This window comes from Brumimicrobium aurantiacum (genome assembly GCF_003402975.1).
Taxonomy (GTDB): domain Bacteria; phylum Bacteroidota; class Bacteroidia; order Flavobacteriales_D; family Crocinitomicaceae; genus Brumimicrobium; species Brumimicrobium aurantiacum.
The window spans coordinates 369,252-392,685 of the sequence record NZ_QURB01000001.1 but is presented as its reverse complement, the minus strand read 5'-3'; the positions used below and the strand labels follow the sequence as shown (position 1 = coordinate 392,685).

The window sequence follows — 23,434 nt, the reverse complement described above, 5'->3', positions numbered from 1 at the left end:
GGAATCAATTTTTTCTTTCAAACGCTGAATTTACATTCCAAAATATCTGGGGTATTTAATTGATTTTGTTTTAACAAAGATTAATTAGATTTAATCTATAACTTCTATTATACTTGATGTATAGTGTTAGATTTGCACACCTATGAAAGCAAATGCATCTGGTATTTTGAAATCAATTACGCAAATTTATGTGTTGAGTCATTTGATTTGTTTGTTTTCTGCGGCTTTCGTTTTTGGTCAACAAACACGTGTTTATGAAGGCGATTATTTGCTTTCTAATGAATTAGAAGGAGAAGCTACTTATCAATATAAAATTGAAAATGGTTTACAAATTAAAGATGGACCATTCGAATTCTCAAGTCTAGGTGACCAGCAAGAATTTAAAGAAAAATACTTGCTAGAAGGTAGCTATCACCAAAATAAGAAGTCTGGCAAATGGAAATTCAGTCATTATCTATTAAAAGCTGATGCAGATGAGTTTATCGTTGACTATTCAATTCAGAAAACTTCTTCTGGAAAAGTACACTATGTTGAAGGAGACTTTAAAGCAGGAAAACCGCACGGAAAATGGTCCTCTTTAACCTTGAAAATTGAAAAAAGTGTTGTTGTAGATACTTTGAATTTTGTTCGCGCTGAATTCGATAATGGTAATTTTATTGGAAAAGTTCAGGCAAAAAATAAAGTTTATCAGTTGGCAGGTGAAATAGACGACAATTCCTTTCTGAACGGAGAATGGATTTTGTTTCAGCAAAAAGACTCCAAAGCAATAATTGATTACCGTAATTATAATGCGGGAATGCTTACTGCAAATAGTCTCGAACTTGAAGGAAAACGTCACTTCTTGAATAATTTTAGCGCAAAAGAACAGGATTTAGTAAGTAAAAATTTTATAACTATTTCATTTGACAAGAAGTACATCGCAATTCTTGAACAATCGACCTTAGGAAAAAAGACAGAAGGGAATAAAGATATTTCAACGGAGTTTTTAAGTGTACAAACCCAATCAAATCAACGGTTTTTAGAAGTTTTTAATGTCTTTCGAAAATATAATGAACTTCATATTTGGGGAAAGGATACAGCAATCAAACTTCCAAAAGTGAAGGTTAAAAAATATCCTTATACAAAAGAGGAGCTTGAAATCATTAAACAGTCGGCGCCGTTGGTGACAGAAACCAATCAAATGTTGTTGGATTTCTTGAATGATGCACAAGTAAAGATTAGTTTGAATGCGAACGATTCGATAGCAAAATATCATGTTGTTTATGCACATTACAAAACGGCCTTTTCAAACCTCAAGTCTGTTTTTGATGCTTTAGATCAACCAGCCTTCGAGTATGTTAATCGTAGTGTTGTTATTCCGCAAATTTTTAACGGTATTGATTATCCTGAAACGATTCAATTTGAAACACGAAACACAGCACAATCATTGAATTTCGATTTCCCTTCAGATGTAGAATCAGATCAATCCAATATTGCTGTTTTTTATGATCAATTAAAGGAAATTAATCAAGACCTCAAGAAATTTAGTAAAGTGGTTCAACCGATTTTGAGTCAAGAAAAACAACGTGAACATTTGGCAGAAGATGAAGCCCGGTTGGTCGAAAAAAGAGATTCTATTCTATTGTTGTTTGATACTGATAACAATGATCTCAACGATTATCAATTGCTAGTGGCTAAAGAAGTGGTGAATTATGTTGAAGAACAATTTAAGTTGTATGCTCAACAAAGCATAGAAGAAAAGGTAGAATCATTACGCAGTACATTAATTTGCTTTGATCAAATGATTTCGCTTCATGCCATGCTTGATGATATGCCAGAAAAACTGAATGAAATTAAAGTTTTGTACACCCGCACAGTTTGGAATCCATTTACGATGACCGATATGGATGAAATTGTAAAGGAGGATGTTTACCAAGCGTATCGAGAAATTCTATTAGACCATTACCTCACGATTTTGGAAAGTAGGATTAATTGCCTAGGTCTGGAAAGTGCAATGGATAATTTCGATGAATTATTCAATAAGATGATTACACTGAGAGAACAAGACACTCAAAAGCTAGAAAAGAAAGTGAAAAGAGAGTCAGATCCTGAGACTTTAATAGAGGCGTTTGAATTAAATAAAATTAAAAGTGAGTAAATTGAACTGTTTAAAATATAGTTTTTTAACGCTCGCTTTAACATTTGTTATCTCAAAAAGTTGGGCGCAAGAATATCCTAGTGAATCGGAGTTTGAGGATTTTACCAATGAGTTGTGGATGGGAACCTACGGGAATTTCCGTTTAACAGATAAATTGTATTGGGCAGGAGAATTTCATTTGAGAACTGCTCAAAAAGACGATATTCCATTGGCGGGTTACATCAGTAAAATTTACAATCGTCACGGAATCAAATATGTGCATTCAAAGAAGTTTAGTGCTACTGCAGGAGGAGTTTTGCGTTTAAACTTTTCAAAATACGGAAACGAAGGAATCAATAAAGCCTTGGTTTTAGAACCGAGAATTTGGCATGAATATGTTTTTGCAACACCGTTTAAACGATTTATGATTTATCACCGAATTCGTATTGAACACCGATGGAGTAAACCAAATATTGATGGTGCCGAATACATCTACAGGAACCGTTACCGATATATGTTTCAAGCCAAAATTCCTTTGAATAACAAAAAATTGAAACCAGGAACTGTATATTTTTCACCTTTCGTTGAGTTGATCATGCAAAGTGGTAAATCAGTGGTTGGAAACCCGATGGAAGATTTGAGGATTTTCCCGTATTTTGGGTATATATACTCTCCACAATTGTCCTTTTCTGCTGGACTTTTATATACTACAGGACAAAGCTCTGTTGAAGGTTATAGTTATCGCCAAAGATGGGTTCCTCGTGTAAATATGTATATCTCACTTGATTGGAGGAAGGATGAGTTGAAAATTCCTGAAATTAATATTAGAGATTAAATTCAAATTTGAACAAACTATTTTAGCTATATGCGCAATATCAATCATAAAAGAAAAGTAAAAAATGCAATCATAATTATTTATGTTATTGCTTCTCTTGCTGTATTGATTGGTGGGATTAGTTGGGCAAATAAGGAACAAAGTCGACTGAATGATTTGCTTTCTCAAAATGAAAGGAAACTCGCTGTTGTAGTTCAAGAAAATAAAGCGTTGGAGGCGATCCAACTTGGAGACCGTTACTTTCTGAATGGAAATAATGTAAAAGCAAAAGAGCGTTACCTTACTATTCTTGAGAAATATAAATTGACGTCATCTCAGAGAACCCAAATTAAACAAAAACTTGAAGATCTTGAAAAAGTAGAAGACTCTTCGGCAACGATGGATAAGGAATTAAGGGCTTTTCAATTTAAATTGAACCATCAAAAAAAGTTGATTGACAGTTTACATTTAGTTGTAGATCATTTGGAATTAGATAACTACAATACATTAAATGCTCAAAAAAGTCGTGTTGCGGAATTGCAACAAGAACTTAAAGAGAAGAATAGGGAATTAAGGAAAAAAGAAGGTGTTCAAACCATTTCTTTTAAAAGTGAAAATGGCGATGTCATTCATTATTTAGGAAAAGTAGATGATGAAAAGGCCAATGGTGGAGGAATAGGTATTTGGAATACAGGAAGTTTATATAAGGGAGATTGGAAAGACAATAAACGCCACGGAAAAGGCGAGTTTACTTGGTCGGATGGACATCAGTATGTTGGCGATTTTGTCAACGACAAGCGTGAAGGAAACGGAACTTATTATTGGCCAAGTGGCGAAAAATACGAAGGAGAATGGAGTAATGGTAAACGAAATGGAAAAGGCATTTTGTATGATAAAGATGGAAACATTCAATATGATGGAATGTGGAAGAAAGACAAAATTGTCAATGAATAAAGTGGTTTATTATTAGCCTTTTATTCACTATTTAATCATCTTTTCTTCTAGTAATCACAGTTGCTAGGTAATTTGGTTTACCATATATTTGTAAAGTAACAAAATCAATTTTATTATGATAAAGCAATTCTTAGTTTCTCTTTTTTTAATGTGTAATATTGCCATTTCAATGGCGCAGCAGACCATCAATTCTAATGTAGCTAAAGTTTCCTTTGAAGTATCCAATATGGCTTTTAATACTGTTGAAGGAACCTTTGGTGGAATGAAAGGAAAATTCAATTTTTCGCCAAATGATATAGAAAATGCTGAATTTGATATTTGTATTGATGCAAAAACCGTGAATACAGGGAATGAAAAAAGAGACGATCATTTAAGAACAGCTGATTTTTTTAATGTTGAAGTTTATCCTGAAATATGTTTTCATTCTAATAATATTGTGAAAACTGAGGATGGATATATAGCGAAAGGAACGTTGAATATGCATGGTGTTTCAAAAGCCAAAAACATCGCGTTTACTTTTACTAATAATACATTTAATGGAACTTTATCAGTTGACCGAACTGCATTTGATGTTGGTTCTGAAGGTAGTTTCATGGTGGGGCACACTATCGATATTGATGTTTATTGCGTAGTGAACTAGTTCCATATAAAGAATATTATTTCATTAAAAAAGCGAGCTGAATCAATATCAGCTCGTTTTCTTTTTATCAGTGTTTTAAGTTGAATTATTCTTTTACCAATTTCAACATCTTATTTCCGTTTTCCGTTGCCACAGTTAAGAAATATACACCTGGAGTCCATTGACTACAGTTGATAATATAACTCGATGATTGAATGTCGTTTGTTTTGAAGATTTCTTTTCCATCAACAGAAACAACGTAAATTCCAACAGCAGATAATAACATATCACTCTCAATAGTGAATGTATTTCTTGAAGGATTTGGATATGCTTTGATTGCTATTTGAGCCATATTGTTTTCCAACCCAACAGTTGTGATTGAAGTACATGCAGATGTATCTGAACAATTGTTTTCTGTTACAACTACAGCATAATCTCCATTCGATGTCGCTGTAAATGATTGGTTCGTTTCACCTGGAATCTCCATGTTTGTTGCACAGTCAATCCACTGGTAAGTTGCTCCAGCTTGGTCAGCAGTTATTGTTAATTCATCAACTGTTGTCATAACGTTCACTGTGTTGATTGTTAAATCTAAAGTCACAACAGAATCACAACCTGCAGCATTTGTTAGCGTGAAAGTTGCAGTATTGTTCGAAGCAGAATAAGTATTTCCATCAATCCAATCAAAAGTTTCACAAGCTACTTGAACATCAGTTCCTGTTGTTGGGGTGTTGATTGTTAAATCTAAAGTCACAACAGAATCACAACCTGTAGCATTTGTTAGCGTGAAAGTTGCAGTATTGTTCGAAGCAGAATAAGTATTTCCATCAATCCAATCAAAAGTTTCACAAGCTATCTGAACATCCGTACCTGAAATAGGTAAACAGATATTGCTAACAAAATAACTGATTACAATTTGAGCTCTATCAGCATAGTTTGCATTGTCTTCTTTTGTGCTGAATTTAAATTGTGTATTCCCATCAGACTCAGATTTTAATCCTAATGAAATTATAGAAGATGCCGCTGCATATTTATCTCTGATAAATGCTGTTATATCCGCAGCTGTATGAACAACTTCGACGGTGTCACCATCGTTATCTTCATCATTATCGTCGGTATTAAAAGTTGTCGTACTTTCAGATATTTGGTTTGTAAAGTTAGGAGCCGTATTAAAATTCACGGTTGATTCGGACCATGTTGGGTCGATATCGTAGAAACCAATGTCAATTGGACCATTAGTTACTTCAACATTTCCTGACATAAGTAAACTAGCATCAACGATTTTTACATTTGGAATTGAAGAAATAGAACTCATATCGAACTCTAGTAGACCACGGTATATATTGTTTGCATTAGAAGAATCTTCTTTGATCCGCATAAATTCCGGCTCTCCTGCTTGTTGTGGTGTGCTTGCGTAAGAGCCTCCACGGACATAAGCATCTTGCGTAACATAAATCACTTGATTCTGTACATATGTTAATCCATAAACCTTCTCAAGCACTTTTGCTGCGTAACGATTTCCCAGAATACGTTGTGCATTAGAGTTAAAATGTATCCTATCTGTTGTTTGCAATCCTACTGTTGAAACATAAGTTGTATTAGCGATGTGTAAAGGACCACCTACAACTGTAGTTTGACGTAAATTGGTATTGAAGTTTTCGTAGTCCAATCTATGTTTACTTAACTCTCCAACAAAAAATGGTAGATTAGGCATCGATAGATCTGTTCTAAATGCAGAAATCAATTCTTTTAATTTATGTATATAATTCGCATCGTTTTTATCACTTTCTCCTTGGTGCCACAGGATACCTTTTAAGGTACTTCCTCCTAGTGCCAAAGCAGCATCTAATCGAGTTAAAGCTTGAGCATAATATCCAGCTGTAGCATTTTCTCCCCAATCATTTATACTTGTTCCTCCACGAGCTTGAACAACTAAACCAATCTGTGTTCCGGTGAGCTTATAGGTCATTTTACCAAAAGTATACGCGAAACTTAAACCCTGTATTTTGTTGGTTTTACGTATAGGAGAGTAACGATTCATTCCTCCGTCTCCACTATTGCTTGTAGGGTCAATGTTCGTTGCAGTTTCCCAAGTTATTCCATTGAAGAGGTCTACACCAGGTAAACTAACCATGTCTTGGGCTTCTATAGCTCCACGACCAGAAGTATTAGATTGACCAATTACAAGATAAACATCTTTTTGTGCAAATGATAAAGATTGAACACAGATGTAGATAGTAATTAGGAGGATTCGAAAAAATTTCTGACCCCATTTTAATTTTTGTTTCATTAAAAAATGGTGTTTATAAAATCGGAGGCAAAAGTACTCTGTTTTTTTTAATTTCTCACTGTTTAATACGAATGATTTCATCAGGTATTGTTTAATTCCATTTTAGAAAAGCAGCAGTACAAAATACCTATGTAAAGTTTAAGTATTTGAGATACATGTCTATTAAGACTTTCTTATCATACATCAATGCACAGTTGTTTAAACATCCTCACCTTTGTATTGAACAAAAAAAAATAGAAAAATGGAAAATAATTGGAAAATTGACGAAACACATTCAGAAATCAACTTTAAAGTAAAACACATGATGATTTCTACTGTAACAGGTAATTTCGAATCATTTGATGCAAAAGTTGAATCATCTGATGATTCATTTAAGGATGCAAAATTTCAATTCAATGCTGATATTGAATCTGTAAACACACGAAATAAAGACAGAGATACACATCTTAAATCCGAAGACTTTTTTAATGCGGAGAAATTCCCGAAACTTTCGTTTAAATCTACTGCTTTTGATGGCGAAAAATTAAAAGGAGAATTAACCATTAAAGATGTTACTAAAGAAGTAGAATTGGATGTTGATTTCAATGGTGTTGCGGAAGACCCATACGGACAAACGAAAGCAGGATTTGATATGGAAACATCGATAAATCGTAAAGATTTCGATTTAACTTGGAGTGCTGTAACAGAGGCAGGAAGCATCGTTGTGAGCGATAAAGTAAAGTTGATCGCCAACGTTCAGTTTGTGAAACAATAGAATATATCTCAACCGATATAATACGAGTGGATTTGTCATTGGACGGATCCACTTTTTTAATCCTCCCCCCTTCCCCCCTCCAAAGGGGGAGTTTGATTGCTCTTCGTAAAACACTAAAAGGAAAGATTGAACTTTAATTCTTGATTAAATTTTATTTATTGCCCGGAGAGCGTTCTTCTTCCTTCGTCAACTGACGGATGGAGAAATTTTTTATTATTTATAGCCATTTATCGGAGCGTTTCCCCCTTAGGAGGGGGAAAAAGGGGGAGGACAGGACTCTACAACTCATTGTCTACTCTTCAACACCTCAATCACTCGTAAAATTTTATTTTCAACCTCAGGATAGCAATTAATGACTTCTCCTTCCTGAAATCGTATCACTAAATAACCAAGAGATTCTAATCTATCTTGTCGATAGCGATCATAAGCGCCCTTAAAATTATGAGAGTTTCCATCAACTTCAATGATTAAATTTACTTCAGCACAGAAAAAGTCAACAATAAAACGATCGATAGGCCTTTGACGTTTAAAACCAACGCCTAACTTTTTTCTACTGAGCCCCGCCTTCCAAAGATATTTCTCTGCTCTTGAAACTGATGTGTTTCTTAATTCATCGGCGTATTGTTTAAGGTTTTTATTATAATGATGATTCATAAGGTGTTGTTTAGGTATTCTTAATTAAGATAAGAAAATGATTGGAGTGAGAAAAGAATTTTTTAATCCTCCCCCCTCCCCCCTCCCCCCCTCCAAAGGGGGAGTTTGATTGTTCGTCGTTAAACACTAAAAGGAAAGATTGAACTTTAATTCTTGATTAAATTTTATTTATTGCCCGGAGAGTGTTTTCTTCCTTCGTCAGCTGACGGAGGGATACAAGGCGGAGGACCCTATCAAACAACAAAAATCCAAAAAAATATTTTCTCAAAATTATTGCTCATCTATTCTTTAATCGTAATTTTGCGATTAAGTAAAATAATTATGGAAATTACAACAACCAAAAAGTTCACCGAGGAACAAAGTCAGATCGCTTTATTTGCAAAAGCACTTGGTCATCCTGCAAGAGTAAAAATATTACAGTATCTATTTGAATCCAAAACTTGTGTCTGTGGCGATATCGTTGAAGAAATCGGATTGGCACAATCTACCATTTCACAACACCTAAAAGAGTTGAAGAAAATTGGATTGATTCAAGGAACTGTTGAAGGAACAAGCGTTTGTTATTGTATCGACACTGAAAATTGGATAAAAATGAAGAACATGATGAATGAATTTTTTAATCAAGATATAACAAAAACAGAGTGTTGTTAGTTTTTACCGCAGGTAAAAAGTTTAGCGAAATAAAAAACTCTGCGTCCCGACAATTGTACGGGACTCTGCGAATACTTAGCGGACTTTGAGGTTAAAAGAATAAAAATTAAAAAAATAGAATTATGAAATTATCAGAAGTAAAAAGAGTATTGAAAGAGCTAAAAGTCATTGCATTTCAATTGCCAAATGGAGAATTAGTTCCTAATCATTTTCACGTTACAGAAGTTGGAGGAATCACCAAAAACTTCATCGACTGTGGAGGAACAGTAAGAAAAGAAGAGGTTATTAATTTCCAATTGTGGAACGCCAATGATTACGATCACAGATTGTACCCAGATAAATTGTTAAACATCATTGAATTGTCTGAAAAGACGTTAGGTTTACAAGACCAAGAAATCGAAGTAGAATACCAAGGACAAACGATCGAGAAATTTGCGTTAGATTTTGATGGTAAAAACTTCTTGTTGACAACAAAACAAACGGATTGTTTAGCGCCAGATAAATGTGGTCCCGATAGCCATCGGGACTCTGAAGAAAAACCAAAAGTACAGTTAGTAGATTTGGGTAATAATGATGGTGGCACTTGTTCTCCAGGTGGTGGATGCTGCTAATTAGATTTTGTTAGAAAAAGTCAAATACTGCGTTATGCTGGTATAGAGTTACAGTCATTTATAAAGATAAACTCCTGTAATTCTATTCTGCGCATGTCTTGTCTTTATCATTTTCTAATCAAAATCTAAAGGGATAAAAATAAGAGAATTGAGTTTTGAGTAGAGAGTAGAGAGTACTGAGGCGAGATCAATTAAGGATTCTACTTTCGCATGCTGCCGCGAGATTTCGCATGACCACGAGATGAAATCTCGCGGCAGCATGCGGGACTTTGCGGTAAAAATATAAGAAACACAACAGGTAAACAGTTAAGAGCATAGAGCAAGAGCATACAGGAATAGAAAAAAAATAACAAATGAAACTATTTGAAAAAATAACGGACTTCGTATCACAATTAGACGTCACCTCCGTAAATGAAGAAAGAAAACAAATTCTTCAACCACTTATTGACTTCATACAATCGAAGCAAGATAAAAACGAAGTGATTAACCTCAACTTTATCTGTACACATAATTCGAGAAGAAGTCACCTAACCCAAATTTGGGCACAGACCATGGCGAATTTCTATGCTCTCAATAATGTTCGAACATTCTCTGGTGGAACAGAAGCTACAGCGTGTTACCCAGCAGTGATAGAAACACTTGCGAATAATGGTTTTGAAATTCAAAAACTAGTGGAACAAGAAAATCCTATTTATGCCTTAAAAAATGCAGAAAATAGTTTGCCAATCATCGCTTTTTCAAAAAGATGGGACAATGCATTTAATCCAAAAAGTGGATTCTGTGCCATCATGACTTGTTCACAAGCAGATGGCGATTGTCCAGTGGTTTTTGGAGCCGAAAAACGTGTTCCTGTGCATTATATCGATCCAAAAGTATACGATAACGCTCCAGAAAAAATGGAGGAATACAATAAAACAAGTGTACAAATTGCAACCGAAATGAAATATGTTTTCGGTCAAATCAAACAATCGAAGTAAGATGAAAAATATGAGTTTTTTAGACAGAAATCTGACCCTTTGGATTTTTGTTGCCATGGCAATCGGAGTAGGAATTGGTTATTTCATACCTTCTTTTCCCGACTTTGTAAATTCTTTGAGTAGTGGTTCAACCAATATTCCAATTGCAATCGGGTTAATTTTAATGATGTATCCTCCACTTGCAAAAGTGAATTACCGCCTTTTACCTAAGGTATTCAAGAACACGAAAATCCTCTCGATTCCTCTAGTGCTTAATTGGATTGTTGGACCAGTATTAATGTTCGCCTTGGCCATTATTTTCTTGCAAGATTACCCGGAATATATGGTCGGATTAATTCTAATTGGTCTGGCAAGATGTATTGCAATGGTGATGGTGTGGAACGATTTGGCAGAAGGAAGCAGCGAATATGGAGCCGGTTTGGTAGCACTAAACAGTATTTTTCAAGTGTTCGCTTACAGTTTTTACGCTTGGTTATTTATCACAATTCTTCCTCCTTACTTCGGATTTGAAGGAGCGATTATCGATATTTCTATTGGTACAATTGCAGAAAGTGTGGCCATTTATTTAGGAATTCCATTTCTGATGGGAATTCTTACACGAGTAATTTTAATTAAGCAAAAAGGGGAGAAGTGGTACAATGAAAAGTTTATACCAGCAATTTCTCCAATGACTTTGCTCGCACTATTGTTCACAATTATCATCATGTTTTCTTTAAAAGGAGAGCTCATCGTTGAAATTCCAATGGACGTTGTTACCATCGCCATTCCATTATTGATTTACTTTACATTGATGTTCTTCATTAGTTTCTTTTTTGCCAAAGCTTTCGGTTCATCCTACGACAAAACTGCTTCAGTTGCATTTACCGCAGCAGGAAACAATTTTGAATTGGCCATTGCCGTTTCTATTGCCGTGTTCGGACTCAATTCTGGTCAGGCCTTTGCTGGTGTAATTGGACCTTTAGTGGAAGTTCCTGTTTTGATTTTATTGGTGAAAGTTTCTTTATGGATGAAGAAGAAGTATTTTTCATCTGATTTAGGGTGATGAACTGATTGGAGGAGATAACTTAACTGTAGAACTGATGATGTCTTTGAAGTGTTTTTATATGTAAAGAATTTCTATTTAGATAAAGAAGAACTTGTTTTAAAAATGGTGCTAATTTAGTCATCTGAAATTTCAACTCACTTCCCTAATGAAGAAAATACTTGGATTAGACAGTTTAAGGTTCTTTGCTTTTTTAATGATATTTTTTCATCATACATTGCCAAAGACTGAATTTGCTCACCTAGCTATTGATTTGTTTTTTGTTTTATCAAGTTTCCTTTTGACTTTATTGGCGTTGAAGGAAATAAAGGACAATGGTGTTTTTGAGAAATTTAATTTTTTCATGAGAAGGGCATTACGGATATTCCCTTTATATTTTTTAATATTAATTTTTTCATTTTTATTCCTGCCTTTCTTTGCAAAGATTCTTGATGTTGATATTTCTTTACCAGATGAACCTCTTCTCTATGTTTTCTTCTTATCTAACTATGAAACCACGGACAGTCTGTTTGCATTAAAATTTTTATGGTCAATAGCCGTTGAAGAACAGTTTTATTTGATTTTTATACTTTTTAGTTTTTTATTTAAAAAGTATATATGGATATTCATTTTATTACTTTTTGGATGCTATTTCATTTTTATGAATTACGCATTAAACAATAATATCTCAATTTACTCACACACGCTTGCACATTTCTCGAGTTTTGCTTCTGGCATGGTGGGAGCTTATCTTTACTTTAAGGAAATAAACCACATTAAATTCGGAGTAATCGTTTTAACTTTAAGTTTTGGAGCTTTATTTTTTATAGACAATCCAATATTGTTTCACTTTATTCTGTCTATAATGTATATAAGTTTAATCTTGGTTTTTATCCATTTGTCTAAACATATTGAGGGTAATTCAATTTTTAAACTAACGGAGAAATTAGGCGTTTATACATATGGGCTTTACCTATACAGTGGTTTTGTAATTACTTTTTGTTTAATATTATTTCCAACCTATAATATTTATTTAAGAATGATTATTGAACTTTCAATTTTAATCCCAATCTCAATTTTATCTTATCATTTGTATGAAAAACAATTTTTAAAGCTGAAAAGCAATTTTAGAAAAGGTTAAAATAGCGGTTCCTCTTCTTTATGTCATCCTAACCGATTCAGTAATCAATTTGGATTTATTAAGTCTTTAAAAATAGGTAATGAGGTTTTAAAATAGCAGAAAGCCATACCTAAGTTTACGAGAAACAGTATTTTATTTATAGACACTTGTTATTTAAAGCATTGACTAAATGTTTTAATAAAACTCCTTCAAAAACGAAACCAAAGTATTAAAGAATTTGCTGAGTCTGAAAAATGGAAAACTGTCTTGGTTTAAGTTCCTTATGACTATTTAGTGGGTCAAGAGTTTAACTAACTAATTTGTTGTTCTAAAGGGAAATTCCCACAACTGGTCTAATATTATGTGTTTTTAACCGTTTCCATTTCAGTTAATCTAAAACAATTAGATATTTTTGGAAATAAAGGAAACTCCCTACATACTCAATAAAAGTGAATCAAACTGACTAAAAGCATACTCCTATAAATCGGTTCGCGACTGGCATTGAATATTTTTCTTGTAGTTCGTGATGAAAACGAGGTGGGCATTTAGTAATGACGTTAAACATGTTTTGAAAGTAATAACATGCTAATTATTAATGAATTATAGAAATGAACCAGACCGATGAAAACCACATAATAGCTATTTTAACGCAAACATTCCACGATAATAAATCAACGAATTTTGTGATTAAACAAGACAAGAAAAAAACAAAGAGATTTAGAACTCTCATTAAATATTCCATTTTTTACGGTGAGCATTTCGGAGAGGTATTTTTATCAAACGATAAAACAGCATGCTACATCACACTTGATTCAACCAAAAAGAAAACAACTTTGAAAAGCATATTTTGGGATTTGCGACTGATCTTTCAGTGTGTTGGACTTTCTAACGTAAGTAAAGTATTAAAAAGAGAAGCCTTAATCAAGGCTAACCATCCTAAAGATGGTTTTATGCACTTATGGTATATAGGTGTTCTTCCCTCTGAACAAGGAAAAGGGAAAGGAAGTTTAATGATGAAATCTATAATTGAAAAAAGTAAAATGGCAAATAAAAAAGTATGCTTGGAAACGTCAGTTGAACGAAATTTCGGTTTCTATACCTCTTTGGGTTTTAAAGAAGAAAATACGATTCAACAATTAGGTTATGCACTAAAAATGTATGCTCTACCATGAATCAGACAGTATTTGGAACCGAAATGGTTTTGCTCACATTTATCGCCATAATTATTCAAATAATTACGCTTTTTGTTCATTTTGGTGTGATCATAACGAAACCTTATCATAGGCCGAACTGGAGATTTCTTCTTTTAATTGCCCTTTTTATTATTTATAACATTTGTAGTGGCTTGTTTCCTGATGTTAACATTTCGTGGATGAGCGTTTTTACCCAGAATATCTTAGCCTTTGGAAGTGGGATAGCCTTAGCAAGTTACTATTTCTTTTTCTTGGTCAAGGAAATTGAAATCACGCAAAGAAAGTTTTTCAACGTTAAGTTCCTTGTTACATCGCTTATTTTTGCTTTCCTATTGCTTTATATAATAACTTATCTATTGTATGGTGATTTACGAACTTCAAAATCACTCTTTATTATCCCACCCGTAATTGTAGCCTTATATTTTGGTTTCAATACTGTAATGGGAATTCGATTAATATCATCAAACGATTCAGTTCGTAATTCTTATAGAAATTTGAACCTTGCTGGAAAATTAGGAATCGTTTTTATGGCTTCTATGCCTGTGGTGGTGGCAATTGGTGACTATCAAATGATTAACAATGGATTGGTCAATGTTAGCTTTTTACTAATTACTTTAGCATTTTACATCCTGATATTTCTTCAAGCAAAAAATAAGAAGGATATGAATTACAAATATATGAGAAAAGATATTCTCCTCGGAATAACAGAATTTGGTTTAACTCCAAGAGAACTTGAGATAGCTGGTTTTATCTTGAAAGGAGAAAGCTATAAAGATTTAGCTGATAAAATGAATATTGCGAGTAAAACAATCTCCAAACATGCTTCTAATATTTTTAAAAAAACAGAATGTTGTAATCGCGAAGAATTCATTAGAAAGTTCTTAAGTAGTTGATATTGTCGTGGTTGTTTGGCATACGTAATGACGTAGATGCAAAATACGTCCTAAATACGTCTGTCTAATAGTAGTTTTTTAAACGTGATAAATAGTTTTACTGACTTAGATACTAATGATGAAAAGAACTTATATCATTTTTTGGAAGGTATAGCCAGCTTTTGGTACAAAATGAATAGTCCAAAATAATAAAATAGGCAGGTTTCATTTAGTGGGAGAAAAATAGTAATATTGCTAGTATTGGTACTCCTTAATTTATCAAAGTCGAATAATGTCAAAAATTTAAAATAATGAAAAAGTTAATTTATGGAGGGTTGTTTCTTGCCTTAGTAGGAATTGGTGCTGTTGGTTGTAAAAAAGATTCACTAAAACCTGAATCAATGGCTCAATCATCAGTTCAATTAAAAAACAACAAAAGTCAAATACCACAAAAGAAAGCTATATCAGACGCTGATCAATTAAGAGAAATTCACTCTGAAATCATAGAAAATCCTACATACAAAAATCAAGAAGTATTCGATCAATACTCAGAAGAGGAAATTTTACATCTTGCTGATATTAACTTGGATAAAATTGAATCCATCGGAGCTCAAAATCATTTAACAGATAATGGGTATAGAGAAGATTTTTTGGATATGATTCATTATTGGTACTCTCTTGAAAGTTCAACTACGAAATATCAGAACTTTTTGGACATGTATCAAATTAATAATCAAGATGCGACTCTATTTTTTCAAGCAATTGAAATGAATAATGCCTTTATTGAATCAGCTGGCTTGGCAGCTCCATCGAGTGGTCCTTGCGCTGATGCTATAATTTCAACAGTTATAACTACTGCCGGTGCTATTGGGGTAGGAGGGCCATTAGGACTAGGGATTTGGCTAGTATCAAAAGGTTGGTCAACTTATCAGTTGATTAAAAACTGTACTTAATATGAGATGGGTTGTTGTTTTTATAATTTCTTTTGTTGTTTACCTTGCAATAAAATATATTTTATTTTTTGAAAAGTATATTTTATTTTTTGAACTTTCAATTCCAGTACTTTTAGTGTTGTTATTTATTTTAGTTCAAAAAAAAGCTCATAACAACAAATAAGCGTAAGGGACCAACACGTATTCGTGATGGTCCCTTACGCCTATTGTTAACCGTTATGAGCAACGTGAACACACTCAGAAACACGGTAATGCTACTTTAAATTGTAATTAATAAGTTGTAATAGCCAGATGAGTATATTCATCTGGCTATATTTTAATCAATTATATATTAAATATGTTTAATAGATTCTTAATAGTAATTATTTTCATTTGGGTTCATACTAGTGCCTTTTCAAAGAAGAGTGATAGCTTGAAATTGTCCAAGAAAAATGAGAGAATAGAAAAACGCTACATTCATCCCCAGTCGAAATACATTTCCGTTTCAGGTGGCTGGGTCTTTAATCTTACACATACAAATGACCCTAACAACTTCTTTGAGGAGATGTCCTTTAATAGCAGTGGTATTTATCCAAGCATGGTATATGAACATGGAATTGCTAATAATTTCTTTGCAGAAATAGGTTATGATTATACAAAACAAGATATTACTCTAAGTCGGGATATGGGAGACGAACAAACTTGGAGTAGATCCTGGTCATACGCTTCTCCTCTCAAACCATTTACTAAACAGAAAAGTCATAATATACATTTCGGAGGTGGTTATCGACTTATTGGTAAAAATAATCTTCATTTCGTAAATTTTCATGGAGGACTCTTTTTTGGTGTATCAAATAAAAGTAATTCATTTATGAGCGAATTTGTCGGTAACACAACAACACATACAATATATGAAGAACACACGAATTTGAATTACCAAATTCAATACACCTTAGATTCTTATTCCCCTATTTCTCTAGGTGCTTATCTTGGTATCTCAAAAGAAATTCGACTTTCTGAAGAAATTCGATTTTTTGTAAAATATATTCATCGATTTGGCTTTTTACCTACTTCAAAAGGAACGTATGTAATGAAATCTGATGATGTGACCTTTAAGCATGACACATCGTTCATTGTTAGAGGAGGAGGAGGATTTATTTCAGGTGGTTTGAAATTTATATTATTCAATAATAAAGTAATTTATAATGATTAATTCCAAGTATTTGCTGTTTGTACTTTGTTCAATACTGTATGATTTATCAGGTGTACATGCTCAAATTAAAACAACTATTTCTGAAAAAGTGACGAATTACTTTTCTACAGATAAGATTCAAGAAAGAACTAATAAAAGATATATTGAGCCAGGAACGCATATATTAACACTAGCTTTATCCAATAATAGATATCCTTTAATAATCAAAGATCCATCAGCTTTATTGGATTCTGAAATTATAACTGAATTTAGCAATCCAGCCAGAAAGTTAGCAGATGCTCTTTACATTAACTACCAATACTCTTTACCGAAAAACTTTTTTGTAGAAGCAGGTTTTAAATATCTAAAACATTGGACCTATTTTAAAACCAATGATTGGGCTATAAGCATGGAAACCGATATAAGTAGTTTTTCAACACTATCTTTTTCATTAGGGAGTGGCTACCGATTTGTTGGAGAAAATAATTTACGTTTTTTTGATGTTCATGCTGGGGTTACATTAGGAATAACGGATAATCCGGTAGGGAATGGTGGTAGCTTCTCGAGATCCTTTGAATATACAGATTACAACGGAAACACAGGTATGTTCAGCTATAATTTGCAATATCAAATTACTTCTCGTTACAGCTTGGGCTTTTATCTTGGACTTTCTAAAGATATACGCGTCACTAAGAATCTTTACCTAACGGCAAGATACCATTATCAATTTGGGGAAAATAGCGAATTGACAGGTCACACCATTAGCTATAGTTTACCTACTTTAGGTTTGTATGACACTGTTAAAGCAAGTAACACAGCCAAAGGACAAATGTTAGCCCTAGGATTAAGATGGATGTTTTTAGGTGATTGAATTACAGGTTTAAAGTTAGACTAAGATGTAATAATTACAATATGCCAAGACCAACTCATGATTGGACGGCTTTTTTCACAGAGTATGCACTAATCGAAAATTATTAATGACTATGAAGATTTTTTTAACAAGTTTATTCATATTGTTTTTTGGGATTGCACAATCCCAAAAAACATTTTATGCTTCCGTTGACTTATTTACTAAAATGAGTTTTAATAGCACACATCCATTCGAATGGGATACTAAGAATGTCAATGTATCGCCATTATTTGAATATAACCATTCAAGCGTTACTATTGCTGATCCATTGCGTTTAGGAGTTTCATTGGGTTGGAATATTAATCAAAAACACTCAATCGAAATTGGAGCTCATTATGATGGAGTCACAACTAAATCAAATTTTAGAATGACCACTTATCAAGAAGCTTTAGGTTATTACACGCCAAACATAGCTACAAGTCTTGGAAGGTCTCAACAAAATAGATATTTTATTAATTACAAATATTCTTTATTGAATAAAAAGGATAAGACTAGTTTATCCCTAATTGGGAGCCTTGGTTTAGTGACTAGAGCGGGGCCAAAAGAGGTTGCTGATGTTGGTATTATTGGTTCATCTGGAATAATTGTAAAAGATAGTATTCTATTCGATTATGAAAATGCATCCTATACATCTAATTCTAATAAAGCACTTCAACTTGGTCTAGGGCTTTCTTCTAATATTTATGTTTCCAACAAGTATTGGGTTACGCTTTCTTTTCAGTTTGCTTATTCAGGTAGATATTTAGGCTTAGATAAAAATTCTTTCCGTTTGATTTACTTGAACAGCGGAGATACTTATAAGTATGTATTCGGTCAGTATAAAAGAGCGATGGGAGTGTATTTTGGTGTTTCAAGGCATTTTAATTTAGATAATATTTTCAAGAAAAAAGAGAAATAATCATATTTCAGATAATAATTTTTTTCAAAAAACTCAAAAAACCATTCACCCAAGTAAACCTACATTTCGAATGTGTAAACATGTCGTTTGTTCAAAAAAGTAGCTTTTGCCTTTCTAAACTACTTGTTTTATAGGTGTTTTGAAATCTTTTGCCCTTTGAAAAGTGGAAAGTAATGTGTATGTTTGAGGGAAGTTGACTGTACACTATTTATTAGCTATGGATGTATATGTACAGTTTTATTGATTTTATAAATGAGTTAGGTGTAACAACCACAACAACCCATTAACACTGAATGCAAAATTACATTAAGCTATATCAAATTGACACTAATTTCTATGAGATTAGACATCTAAGTAGTATTAGGGATAAAATAACTTTCATTATCAACTATCATATTGAAAATTTTGAGAGTGAAACTGAAATTGATAACAGTACAACTGTTATCGATGAGGAAGATTATTCATTAGTACTGTATGTTTTTGATGAAGTCGAACAAGAATCTAAATGGAAAAGGTTTTTGCCTCCAAATATCACTGAGGCTCATGGATTCAATGTTGTTAACACCTCATTTGCTCTCTTCATATGTATTGAAAATTATGTTTTCGTCATAATCGGAGGAAAGGGTATATCAGTTATTAAGAGATACATTAATCACACATTCGGATTAGATTTGTTTGAAAAGTTCGCTGAGCCAGATCTTGATATTGTTCATAGCTTAACTACAAGAGGTGTAACAGGTGCACTGTCTTCCGAAGAACGCACATATAGAAGTAATCAAAAACTTCAGGATGCTCTGAACCTTGGTTCCATTCCAATCAAAATAAATCTTGTATTAAGAGATATTATTAAAGACTCAATATTTAATTTTATTGAGTTTGAAGAAAACGAAAATGTTCATTTCGAAATTGGTTCTTCTTTCTCATTAAAGTTCCCAATAACATTCAATCAAACACTTGAGTTAGCCGCTAAATCTGCAGAAGTTCTAACAAGCGATGGTGGTAACCCATTAAGTAGATTCGAACGTGTTCGTGACTCAGAATTCATCGAAGATAATCTACAAAACTCTCTATATACACATTTGCGCGATGACATGGTGAGATTAAATTCTCCAGATGCGAACCTAAACTACCTCTTAGATTATGACTTCATTCATCCAGGTAAATATGCGGAGTTTTACGAGTGTGAAATTTACAGGGTATTCCTCCGTAACGGAAGAAATCCAATTGTTGAAACCAGAGATAGAACCAGAATATACTTTGAGACTCTTCATTACCTATATAACAACGTAGAAAGTACTAACTTCATAGAATTTAGAAGAGTTCTGGCTGGAATAAAAGTACGGGGATTCTTAGGAGACAACGTGAAAACTGTTGCTCCGTTTGTAAGACACGTTTCTTGTGAGTTGAAAATCAATGGCTCACCATATTTTCTTTTAGACTGGAAATGGTATACAGTAAGAGGCGATTTCCTAGAAGATATTAATTCTCAGTGTTCTTCACTTATATTAACCAATAGTTTAGAAGAAAACCCACTTGATGAAGCATGGGATACAGAGGAGCACACAGAGGGTGACTACAACCTATTATATCGCGGTAGACAAAATTACTTAGTACTTGATAAAATGTTGGGTCAAAACATCGAACTATGCGATATTTTGTATGAAACTGAAGATACTGTCTATCTTATTCATGTAAAAGAAGGATTTGATGCTAAAATGAGAGATGTTACTAATCAGGTTACAGTATCATCATACCGTCTCTGGAATGATCTTCAATCAGATCGCACTTTCATTAGGGCAGTATATGATAGATTCAACAATAGTGAGAATAACACAGACGAAATAGATTTTGATACGTTCAGCTCAAAATTTGATAAGAACATAGAATATGTAATTGCTTATCGCCATGGTCGTAGAAATATCTCCGTCGCAGATCAGATTGAAAGATTTGAATCAAACATTGCAAAATTCTCTTTGATAATGTGTATGAAGGAAATGCAAAGTTATTCTTACCCTTTAAAAGTGATTGAAATTAATAATGGGTTAAATTAGTAGAATACACCTAACAACAAATAAACAAAATAGCGCCGATAGGGCTCAAGGTTTGCGCTACTTTGCTTATTTTAGAACGTTATACGCAATGAGTAAATCAAACCATAAGAAGAGCAGTTGGATACAGGATGTCTTTAATTTATGCGTTGCGAACAATTTTACAGAACTTGCTGCCTTAAATCAAAGTTTATGAAATACAGTTTACTAACAGTCACCCTATTAATTATTTCGTATTCTATTTGCTATTGTCAAGAGGATAATATTAATCAGTATAATAGTATTTCAGATAGTTTAGAAAAATATCAAAATTCCTCATTGATTTCAGGTGTTGAATCATTGGACTCAATTGTTCAGGATTACATAGATTTAGATTATTATTCATTCAAAAGTAAGTATGATTTATCTCACGAAGAAATGGTGGAGACTGCACATGCTTTGGAAGTAACTTATCAAATAGCAAGATCCGATATTAATATAGAAAGAAGTGTGGATAAGTTTGATTCAACGTTTAGTAATATGGAATATGATAGTATCGAATCAAGAGGAGATGATATGTTTATTATTGACACTTTAGATATGAATTCGTTAAAAATAGAGATTAAGTCCTATGAAAAAGATACGATTCGCTGAAAATGCGTATAACAACAAATAAACAAAATAGCGCCGATAGGGCTTAAGGTTTGCGCCACTTTTCCTACCGCAGAACCGTCGTGCCTCATGCGGAAAACGAGAGTAAAAACTACTTTTAAATACAGAACAAAGGTAAATAATTAGTATTTTTACCCTCGAAAAAGGTTCAAGTGTAAAAATTACTCTCGTTATGAAAGGATTCAACAAATCTACTCCATATAATAATTTACCTCTACTTCCTCCTAAAGTAGAGCTAGAAACTAAAGAGATTCTAACTAAAACTATTAAGGCAAGTAGAGCGTTGGCTCATCTCAATGGTGCAATAAGAAATCTTCCTAACCCTAGTTTATTTCTTGATACACTCCATTTGCAAGAAGCAAAAGCTAGTTCTGAAATAGAGAATATCATTACAACTAATGATGACCTATATAAGGCCGCAGTGGCAGATAAAAAATTCGACAATCTTGCTACGAAAGAGGTGATTAGTTACAAAGAAGCAATTTGGCTTGGATTTAAACGACTCGAGAAAAAACCTTTTATAACTACTAACCTATGTATAGAACTTGTTCAATGTATTAAACAAAACACAGCGAGTATTAGAAGCACACCTGGAACTACACTATCTAATACAAAAGGAGATGTAATCTACACACCTCCTTCAGGAGAACAAGTCATAAAAGAGAAAATGGCTAACCTTGAGGCTTTTATCAATGAAAATGACTCGATAGACCCTCTGATAAAAATGGCTATTTCACATTACCAATTTGAAGCTATTCACCCGTTTTCAGATGGTAACGGCAGAACAGGTCGAATAATACTTTTACTTCAATTAAAACTAGAACAATTACTTGATATTCCAGCTTTATTCCTAAGTGAATACATAATAGAACATAAAGATAAGTATTACAAAGGGCTAAAAGCAGTAACAGAAAAAAATGATTGGTCTGAATTCATACTCTTTATGTTGGATATGGTAGAGAAAACAGCTATAAAGGGTCTACATAGACTTGAATCCATAATTGAACTTATGGAAACTACAGGGAAAGAAATAAAAGAAAAGCTCCCAAAAGTATATTCCAAAGATTTAGTTGAAGTCATTTTTAAACTTCCTTATACCAAAAGGCAAAACCTAATAGAAGTTGACTTAGGAACTCCAAAGACAGTTGGTAACTATCTCATGGAGTTAGAAAAGGAAGGTTTCCTAAAATCTGTAAGAGTCGGGAAAGAAAAGTTATATCTCAACCAGAAGTTAATGAATATATTAGAAAATTAAAATGCACGGAGGCACAACAACAAATAGACAAAATAGCGCCGATATGGTTTAAAGTTTGCGTTACTTTGCCTATTTGAAAAACCTTGTCAACAATAACCATTATGAAACAAGTAACAATTTTATTAATACTGTTCTATTCCAGTCTGTTATTAGGGCAAACTCAGGAGCATACTGAAAAGTTTAGGAAGCTTGAGCCTGACCTTTGGCTCGATATATGGGATAAAGAGAATTCAGACGCTTCTTTTCAAATAGACACTCTAAGCTATGACGACATTCCAAAATATCTTGATTTCAGAGGAAACGTTGTAGAAGCTCTTCGTTGGAAAGATTCTGAGGGTGAAAAGATTTTAATCCAATGTGTTACAGGTCATTTTGTTTGGAAAGATTACGTAGAAGACTCCTCCGAGTATATGTTACAAGATAAGTCAGAATTGTATGCGTATCTATTTCTGCGTTCAGAAGGAGAAAAACTATTCAAGAAACAATGGAGGGTTTATGATTATACTGAATGTTTTGGCGTAGATTGGTTTACAGGCTTTATTCCGAAAGCTACTGCAATTACCGATCTGGATAATGATGAAATAACTGAAATAACATTACCATATGTTTCCATCTGTCGTGGAGGAATGGACCCTGGAACTATGAAAATAATAATGTATGAAGCTTCGACTAAATATGCTTTGAGAGGTTCAACAATGCTAATGTGTGAAAGTGAAAATCCGTACGGTGGAGAATATAAACCCATCGCAAACCTTAAAGAAAGAGAGCTTCTTTTCAATTTTCTCATTGAACACTGGAATAGAAATAAATGTGAAAGAGGCCGTTTTTACTGAATACCGCTCACCACCTAAAAATCACTACAACACTTACCCTTCAAATGATCAATCATCCTCAGCTCAATC

Annotated in this window: 22 protein-coding genes; 20 read left to right on the top strand and 2 right to left on the bottom strand. The window is 33.3% G+C overall.

Going from position 1 to position 23,434, the window contains the following annotated elements; genetic code table 11:
• The first annotated feature begins 142 nt into the window (after nt 1-142).
• The 4 genes from DXU93_RS01760 (at nt 143) to DXU93_RS01745 (ending at nt 4,524) form a co-directional block, all read left to right on the top strand.
• Entirely contained in the window at nt 143-2,137 is a 1,995-nt protein-coding gene (locus DXU93_RS01760; protein WP_116879520.1) for a hypothetical protein, read from the top strand.
• Nucleotides 2,130-2,951: a DUF2490 domain-containing protein gene (locus DXU93_RS01755; protein WP_116879519.1), complete on the top strand. Its 822-nt coding sequence runs from the start codon at nt 2,130-2,132 to the stop codon at nt 2,949-2,951. The genes DXU93_RS01760 and DXU93_RS01755 overlap by 8 nt, the downstream gene beginning before the upstream one ends.
• A gap of 30 nt (nt 2,952-2,981) precedes the next feature.
• On the top strand, nt 2,982-3,884 hold the full coding sequence (locus tag DXU93_RS01750; protein WP_116879518.1) for a hypothetical protein: 903 nt from the start codon (nt 2,982-2,984) through the stop codon (nt 3,882-3,884).
• Nucleotides 3,885-3,999: 115 nt separating this feature from the next.
• Nucleotides 4,000-4,524, top strand: a complete 525-nt coding sequence (locus DXU93_RS01745; protein WP_116879517.1) for a YceI family protein — start codon at nt 4,000-4,002, stop codon at nt 4,522-4,524.
• Between the two features lie 85 nt (nt 4,525-4,609).
• Here the strand turns inward: DXU93_RS01745 and DXU93_RS01740 are convergent, their stop codons facing one another.
• Complete coding sequence (locus DXU93_RS01740; RefSeq protein WP_165851318.1) at nt 4,610-6,793, bottom strand: sialate O-acetylesterase; 2,184 nt, start codon at nt 6,791-6,793, stop codon at nt 4,610-4,612.
• A gap of 241 nt (nt 6,794-7,034) precedes the next feature.
• On the opposite strand from DXU93_RS01740, the gene DXU93_RS01735 reads away from it, so the two are divergent.
• A complete protein-coding gene (locus DXU93_RS01735) occupies nt 7,035-7,547 on the top strand; it encodes a YceI family protein (RefSeq protein ID WP_116879515.1) in 513 nt (170 codons plus the stop codon).
• 285 nt (nt 7,548-7,832) lie between these two features.
• Here the strand turns inward: DXU93_RS01735 and DXU93_RS01730 are convergent, their stop codons facing one another.
• Nucleotides 7,833-8,201, bottom strand: a complete 369-nt coding sequence (locus tag DXU93_RS01730; protein WP_116879514.1) for an endonuclease domain-containing protein — start codon at nt 8,199-8,201, stop codon at nt 7,833-7,835.
• A 321-nt stretch (nt 8,202-8,522) separates the two neighbouring features.
• On the opposite strand from DXU93_RS01730, the gene DXU93_RS01725 reads away from it, so the two are divergent.
• The 15 genes from DXU93_RS01725 to DXU93_RS01655 all read left to right on the top strand — a co-directional run bounded on the left by DXU93_RS01725 (nt 8,523) and on the right by DXU93_RS01655 (nt 23,365).
• Nucleotides 8,523-8,852, top strand: coding sequence for an ArsR/SmtB family transcription factor (locus tag DXU93_RS01725; RefSeq protein ID WP_116879819.1), 330 nt, complete (start codon nt 8,523-8,525; stop codon nt 8,850-8,852).
• 122 nt (nt 8,853-8,974) lie between these two features.
• Nucleotides 8,975-9,463, top strand: coding sequence for a DUF6428 family protein (locus DXU93_RS01720; RefSeq protein ID WP_116879513.1), 489 nt, complete (start codon nt 8,975-8,977; stop codon nt 9,461-9,463).
• Nucleotides 9,464-9,816: 353 nt separating this feature from the next.
• Nucleotides 9,817-10,440 carry an arsenate-mycothiol transferase ArsC gene (locus DXU93_RS01715; protein ID WP_116879512.1) on the top strand — a complete coding sequence of 208 codons (624 nt, stop codon included), beginning with the start codon at nt 9,817-9,819 and terminating at the stop codon, nt 10,438-10,440.
• Between the two features lies 1 nt (nt 10,441).
• Nucleotides 10,442-11,482: an ACR3 family arsenite efflux transporter gene (gene arsB, locus DXU93_RS01710; protein ID WP_116879511.1), complete on the top strand. Its 1,041-nt coding sequence runs from the start codon at nt 10,442-10,444 to the stop codon at nt 11,480-11,482.
• Between the two features lie 148 nt (nt 11,483-11,630).
• Nucleotides 11,631-12,602, top strand: a complete 972-nt coding sequence (locus DXU93_RS01705) for an acyltransferase family protein (protein ID WP_116879510.1) — start codon at nt 11,631-11,633, stop codon at nt 12,600-12,602.
• A gap of 662 nt (nt 12,603-13,264) precedes the next feature.
• A complete protein-coding gene (locus tag DXU93_RS01700) occupies nt 13,265-13,753 on the top strand; it encodes a GNAT family N-acetyltransferase (protein WP_165851317.1) in 489 nt (162 codons plus the stop codon).
• Nucleotides 13,750-14,667, top strand: coding sequence for a helix-turn-helix transcriptional regulator (locus tag DXU93_RS01695; RefSeq protein ID WP_116879508.1), 918 nt, complete (start codon nt 13,750-13,752; stop codon nt 14,665-14,667). Before DXU93_RS01700 ends, DXU93_RS01695 begins: the two co-directional genes overlap by 4 nt.
• A gap of 290 nt (nt 14,668-14,957) precedes the next feature.
• A complete protein-coding gene (locus DXU93_RS01690; RefSeq protein WP_116879507.1) occupies nt 14,958-15,599 on the top strand; it encodes a hypothetical protein in 642 nt (213 codons plus the stop codon).
• Between the two features lie 337 nt (nt 15,600-15,936).
• Entirely contained in the window at nt 15,937-16,791 is an 855-nt protein-coding gene (locus DXU93_RS01685; RefSeq protein ID WP_116879506.1) for a hypothetical protein, read from the top strand.
• A complete protein-coding gene (locus DXU93_RS01680; protein WP_116879505.1) occupies nt 16,784-17,641 on the top strand; it encodes a hypothetical protein in 858 nt (285 codons plus the stop codon). The genes DXU93_RS01685 and DXU93_RS01680 overlap by 8 nt, the downstream gene beginning before the upstream one ends.
• Before the next feature lie 112 nt (nt 17,642-17,753).
• On the top strand, nt 17,754-18,578 hold the full coding sequence (locus DXU93_RS01675; protein WP_123776016.1) for a hypothetical protein: 825 nt from the start codon (nt 17,754-17,756) through the stop codon (nt 18,576-18,578).
• A 293-nt stretch (nt 18,579-18,871) separates the two neighbouring features.
• Nucleotides 18,872-20,629, top strand: a complete 1,758-nt coding sequence (locus DXU93_RS01670) for a DUF6119 family protein (protein WP_116879503.1) — start codon at nt 18,872-18,874, stop codon at nt 20,627-20,629.
• A gap of 189 nt (nt 20,630-20,818) precedes the next feature.
• Nucleotides 20,819-21,259 (top strand): hypothetical protein, encoded by a 441-nt coding sequence (locus tag DXU93_RS01665; RefSeq protein WP_116879502.1) that lies wholly within the window; start codon nt 20,819-20,821, stop codon nt 21,257-21,259.
• 190 nt (nt 21,260-21,449) lie between these two features.
• Entirely contained in the window at nt 21,450-22,532 is a 1,083-nt protein-coding gene (locus DXU93_RS01660) for a Fic family protein (protein WP_116879501.1), read from the top strand.
• Between the two features lie 101 nt (nt 22,533-22,633).
• The gene (locus DXU93_RS01655) at nt 22,634-23,365 is read left to right on the top strand and encodes a M949_RS01915 family surface polysaccharide biosynthesis protein (RefSeq protein ID WP_116879500.1); all 732 of its coding nucleotides are present in this window, start codon (nt 22,634-22,636) and stop codon (nt 23,363-23,365) included.
• Nucleotides 23,366-23,434 lie beyond the last annotated feature (69 nt).

Excerpts from the sequence above, each read along its gene's own strand:
- DXU93_RS01760 (WP_116879520.1), top strand. The coding sequence starts at position 143 with ATGAAAGCAAATGCATCTGGTATTTTGAAATCAATTACGCAAATTTAT.
- DXU93_RS01750 (WP_116879518.1), top strand. The coding sequence starts at position 2,982 with ATGCGCAATATCAATCATAAAAGAAAAGTAAAAAATGCAATCATAATT.
- DXU93_RS01745 (WP_116879517.1), top strand. The coding sequence starts at position 4,000 with ATGATAAAGCAATTCTTAGTTTCTCTTTTTTTAATGTGTAATATTGCC.
- DXU93_RS01740 (WP_165851318.1), bottom strand. The coding sequence starts at position 6,793 with ATGAAACAAAAATTAAAATGGGGTCAGAAATTTTTTCGAATCCTCCTA.
- DXU93_RS01735 (WP_116879515.1), top strand. The coding sequence starts at position 7,035 with ATGGAAAATAATTGGAAAATTGACGAAACACATTCAGAAATCAACTTT.
- DXU93_RS01730 (WP_116879514.1), bottom strand. The coding sequence starts at position 8,201 with ATGAATCATCATTATAATAAAAACCTTAAACAATACGCCGATGAATTA.
- DXU93_RS01725 (WP_116879819.1), top strand. The coding sequence starts at position 8,523 with ATGGAAATTACAACAACCAAAAAGTTCACCGAGGAACAAAGTCAGATC.
- DXU93_RS01720 (WP_116879513.1), top strand. The coding sequence starts at position 8,975 with ATGAAATTATCAGAAGTAAAAAGAGTATTGAAAGAGCTAAAAGTCATT.
- DXU93_RS01715 (WP_116879512.1), top strand. The coding sequence starts at position 9,817 with ATGAAACTATTTGAAAAAATAACGGACTTCGTATCACAATTAGACGTC.
- arsB (WP_116879511.1), top strand. The coding sequence starts at position 10,442 with ATGAAAAATATGAGTTTTTTAGACAGAAATCTGACCCTTTGGATTTTT.
- DXU93_RS01705 (WP_116879510.1), top strand. The coding sequence starts at position 11,631 with ATGAAGAAAATACTTGGATTAGACAGTTTAAGGTTCTTTGCTTTTTTA.
- DXU93_RS01695 (WP_116879508.1), top strand. The coding sequence starts at position 13,750 with ATGAATCAGACAGTATTTGGAACCGAAATGGTTTTGCTCACATTTATC.
- DXU93_RS01690 (WP_116879507.1), top strand. The coding sequence starts at position 14,958 with ATGAAAAAGTTAATTTATGGAGGGTTGTTTCTTGCCTTAGTAGGAATT.
- DXU93_RS01685 (WP_116879506.1), top strand. The coding sequence starts at position 15,937 with ATGTTTAATAGATTCTTAATAGTAATTATTTTCATTTGGGTTCATACT.
- DXU93_RS01680 (WP_116879505.1), top strand. The coding sequence starts at position 16,784 with ATGATTAATTCCAAGTATTTGCTGTTTGTACTTTGTTCAATACTGTAT.
- DXU93_RS01675 (WP_123776016.1), top strand. The coding sequence starts at position 17,754 with ATGAAGATTTTTTTAACAAGTTTATTCATATTGTTTTTTGGGATTGCA.
- DXU93_RS01670 (WP_116879503.1), top strand. The coding sequence starts at position 18,872 with ATGCAAAATTACATTAAGCTATATCAAATTGACACTAATTTCTATGAG.
- DXU93_RS01665 (WP_116879502.1), top strand. The coding sequence starts at position 20,819 with ATGAAATACAGTTTACTAACAGTCACCCTATTAATTATTTCGTATTCT.
- DXU93_RS01660 (WP_116879501.1), top strand. The coding sequence starts at position 21,450 with ATGAAAGGATTCAACAAATCTACTCCATATAATAATTTACCTCTACTT.
- DXU93_RS01655 (WP_116879500.1), top strand. The coding sequence starts at position 22,634 with ATGAAACAAGTAACAATTTTATTAATACTGTTCTATTCCAGTCTGTTA.